We start from the raw sequence: 1,103 nt of genomic DNA on the forward strand, positions 1-1,103 counted from the left end.
GCGGTCAAGCTGGTCGAACTCCTGGCCGCCAATGCGTTCTTGACTACGGTGTACGTGCTCAAGGACCAACTTAAGACGCTATGGTTTGCGGAAAGCGAGACGACGGCCAGAAGCGCCTGGCGGGAATGGGCCGGCATGGCCCTCGGTAGCGGAATTGATGCTTTGGTACGATTTGCCAAGAAGCTGGAGCCATATATGGAGGGTATCGTTTCCAGTGCCCTCCACCGGCTGAACACCAGCGTGCTGGAGGGCATGAACAACCGGATCAAAGTCATTAAGCGGATGGCCTATGGATACCGCGACACGGACTACTTCTTCCTCAAGATCCGTGCTGCATTTCCCGGCAAAGTGCGATGAACTTAAAAAAAGCCCGACATCCTGTCGGGCTTTTTCATATCGGGTTGCTAATCTTACTGATCTCGTGCTGCCCATTCCTTGCGCTATTTTCTTATTCTTGTTTTCTGGAAACATCCAGTTCCCTTATGTATTCATCATAGGGCTAATGCTTTGGATTACCAATCCGCAAAATCCTTAAATCTGTGTAAGTTTTAGCTTACAAAGTTGGCCTATTTTATCCCAAGAGTTGTCCGCAGAAATTGGGGATTATTTCTGAACTGTGACCCTTGAGAAATCAGGAAAAAATGCAAAAACGAATGTTTTTTGATCAATTTTATTGGCTAAAAGTTACAGTTTTGCTTAAAAAGAAACCGACTTGTTTCCAAGTCGGTTTTTTGTGGTTTTTCAGGGGGATGAAAAATTTTTAACTATATGAAAAACAAGGATATTTTAAAAAGCATTTCGTATAACCTCTATTATGTTAAATAGTCCGAAGCGTATTCAGCATGATTCGGACTGGTTGCATTAAAATTAACATTTTTACAAAAAAATGTGGCTTGTATTACATTAATTTAATATAATTTATTGAATGTAAAGAATATCACTATTTAGTTGTACAGGTTTAGTGTGCTCTTTTCACATATATGCATTAACAATTCGATGTAAAAGGGTTCATAAATGAAAAAGGTTATTTCTTATGCTACGTTAGCAGTAATTGGGCTAATCGGTATTCAAGCCGCAAATGCTGCAACTACAACAGGTACATT

At 40.9% G+C, this 1,103-nt stretch carries 1 protein-coding gene; it reads left to right on the forward strand.

The window, feature by feature from the left end:
• A partial coding sequence (locus FTV43_RS15750) for a transposase (protein WP_179995865.1) occupies positions 1-357 on the forward strand: 357 nt, incomplete at its 5' end.
• Positions 358-1,103: the final 746 nt, after the last annotated feature.

It is taken from the genome of Acinetobacter sp. YH16053, assembly GCF_013417035.1.
GTDB lineage: Bacteria > Pseudomonadota > Gammaproteobacteria > Pseudomonadales > Moraxellaceae > Acinetobacter > Acinetobacter towneri.